Genomic DNA, 2,662 nt, shown 5'->3' with positions numbered 1-2,662 from the left:
CACCGTCCCCGCCGAAGAGCCCGCCGTCGAAGAAGCCGCCGCCGTCGCCGCCGGCGTCCCCGCCCTCGCCACCGTCGCCACCGAACAGGCCGCCGTCGAAGAAGCCCTCGCCGTCGCCGCCGTCGCCGCCGCCGAGGTCGCTGACGTCCTCGCCGCCCTCGCCGACCCCGGCCGCGAAGTCCTCACCGGAGTAGCCGACGCCCGCCATGCCGGCGAACATCATGTTGAACATCATCATCGAGCCCATCATCCACACGCCCGTGGCCAGCGCGGACGCCCACCAGGGCTCCGAGTACCAGCCCGCGGGCACCGGGCGACCAGCCACGACGCCACCCGGGTAGTAGTGCGGGGTCTCGTCGCTCGGGTCGGTGGCTGCCTTCATCTTCCGGCCCTCGATCTCGACCTCGCGGTCCTCGGTTACCCGGCCGGCGCGGTCCTGGCCGGGGGTCGGCGGCAGCTCGGGTCCGGGGTCGAGGCCCATCGCCGAGCGTGCGGCGCGCACGTAGTACAGGCCTTCCAACGCGGTGTCCTTGGCCAGCTGCGCCTGCACGGGCGTGCGCGCCTTCTCCAGCTCCGCGACGGCGGCGGTGTAGCGCTCGGAGGCGTCGGCCATCGCCTGCTTGGACGCCTCGTCCGTGCCGTCGAGATTGAACACTTGGCCGCCGAGCCGCTCGATCCAGCGGGACGCCTCGGCGCGGTAGTCCTCGAGATGACGGTTGTGGTGTGCCTCCAGCTGCGTCTGGCCCTTGTTCTGGCTGCGGGAGATCACAGCGACGGCCACCGCGATCACTGCGGCGATGAGGAGGAATTCCACGACACGACCTTTCTCGGTACTGGTTCCGAGGGTACCGAGATCGCGGGTTCAGGCGCGCCGTCCGCCGGGGTCAGGGGCGGGGTCAGGGGCGGCCGTCCCCGCCGCTCACCACGCCCGCGGCACGCAGGCGGGCCACCTCCGCCGGGCCGATCCCGAACCCGGCGAGCACCTCGTCGGTGTCCGCCCCGCGAGGGCGTGGGCCGAAGCGGACGGACCCGGGCGTCCCGGACATCTTCACCGGTATCCCGACGCTGCGGTAACCCTCCCGCTCGACCACCATCTCGCGGTGCAGGACCTGCGGCATCTCGAGCGCCTCGCCGACCTGGTTGACCGCCCCGGAGGGCACTCCCGCGGCGCGCAGCCGGTCCGCGAGGTCCTCTCGGCCGATCGAGCCGACGAGGTCCCCGAGGAGTTCCCGGAGTTCCTCCGCGTGCGCGAGCCGATCGGCGTTGGTGTGGAAACGGGGGTCGTCGGCGAGATCGGGCGCGCCCAGCGCAGCCGCGAGGGAACGGAACTGGCGGTCGTTGCCGGCCCCGATGAAGAAGGGCCCGTCCACGCATGCGAAGGTCTCGTACGGGCAGATCGTCGGGTGTGCCACGCCGGTCCGGACGGGCTGCACGCCGCTCGCGAACCACTTCCCGGCGTGCGGGTGCAGGATCGACACGGCGTTGTCGAGCAGCGCGAGATCGATCAACTGGCCGCGCCCGGTCGTCTGCCGGGCGTGCAGCGCGAGGAGGATGCCGTTCATCGCGTTGAGGCTGGTGACGATGTCCACGAGCGGGATGCCGATCCGCATCGCCGGGCCGTCGGGCTCGCCGTTGACGCTCATCAGGCCGGACAGCGCCTGCAGGACGGCGTCGTAGCCCGGCGCCCCGCCCAGAGGACCGTCGACGCCGTACCCGGTGATGCGGCAGTGGATGAGCCGCGGGAACCGGTCGGCGATCACGTCGTCCGCCAGCCCCCACCGCTCGAGGGTCCCGGCTTTGAAGTTCTCGATCACCACGTCCGCACCCTCGAGCATCCGCCACAGCAGAGCCTGCCCGTCCTCGCTGCGCAGATCGATGCTCACGTTGCGCTTGTTGCGGTTGAGACCGTCGAAGTAGGCGCTGTGGTCCTCCCGCACGAACGGCGGCCCCCACCCACGGGTCTCGTCGCCGTCCGGCGGTTCGACCTTGACGACGTCGGCGCCGTGATCGGCGAGCATCTGCCCGCACAGGGGCCCGGCGAGGACGCGGGACAGGTCCACCACCCGGATGTCGGTGAGCGCGCCGGTGCGCGGCATGTCGGTCACGGCTCAGGCTCCCGTCACGCGGTCGAGCCACGCGGCGGCGGCGCCCTCGACCGCGGCGCCCTCGACGATCAGGGGCCACGCGCCGTCCATGCCTCCGGCGACCGCCACGTCGGCGAGCAGCGACTCCCAGAAGGCGGCCGAGCCGAACTCCCCTCGCCACTGCAGCGCGGGCAGGGTCAGGCGGTGCAGCGTGTGTTCGTGGGTCGTCCCGATCGCCCCGTGGACCTGGTGGGCGTTGCGGACGGCCACGGCGAGCGCCTGGGAGACGACGCTGCGCGCGACGGCCACCCGGAACCCGGACAGCGGACCGGCGAGGTCGGTGGTCAGTGCGTCGGCGACGGCCTGATCGGCCGCCGCCCGGGCGAGGACGGTGTCCGCGGCGATGTCGACGACGAGGTTCTGCACCGACTGGAACCGGGCCAGTGGCCGGCCGAACTGGGTCCGCTCGGTGGTGTGCGCGACGGCCGAGTCGAGCATCCCCTCGGCGGCGCCCACGCACTGCACCGCCCGCGCCAGGGCTCCCCGCAGGACGGCGGCCTCCACCGGGCCCGGCTCGA

Annotated in this window: 3 protein-coding genes; all 3 read right to left on the bottom strand. The window is 73.0% G+C overall.

The window, feature by feature from the left end; all coding sequences use genetic code 11:
- On the bottom strand, positions 1 to 814 hold an 814-nt coding region (locus G6030_RS13120), incomplete at its 3' end, for a DUF1542 domain-containing protein (RefSeq protein WP_182643431.1).
- An 82-nt stretch (positions 815 to 896) separates the two neighbouring features.
- On the bottom strand, positions 897 to 2,096 hold the full coding sequence (locus tag G6030_RS13115) for a CoA transferase (protein WP_187701814.1): 1,200 nt from the start codon (positions 2,094 to 2,096) through the stop codon (positions 897 to 899).
- Positions 2,097 to 2,108: 12 nt separating this feature from the next.
- The coding region (locus G6030_RS13110) for an acyl-CoA dehydrogenase family protein (RefSeq protein ID WP_277817465.1) at positions 2,109 to 2,662 on the bottom strand (554 nt) is incomplete at its 5' end.

The organism is Dietzia sp. E1, assembly GCF_014145015.1.
GTDB classification, from domain to species: Bacteria; Actinomycetota; Actinomycetes; order Mycobacteriales; family Mycobacteriaceae; genus Dietzia; species Dietzia cinnamea_A.
Note: the sequence above shows the minus strand (reverse complement) of the source record. Positions and strands in the feature narration are given on the sequence as shown.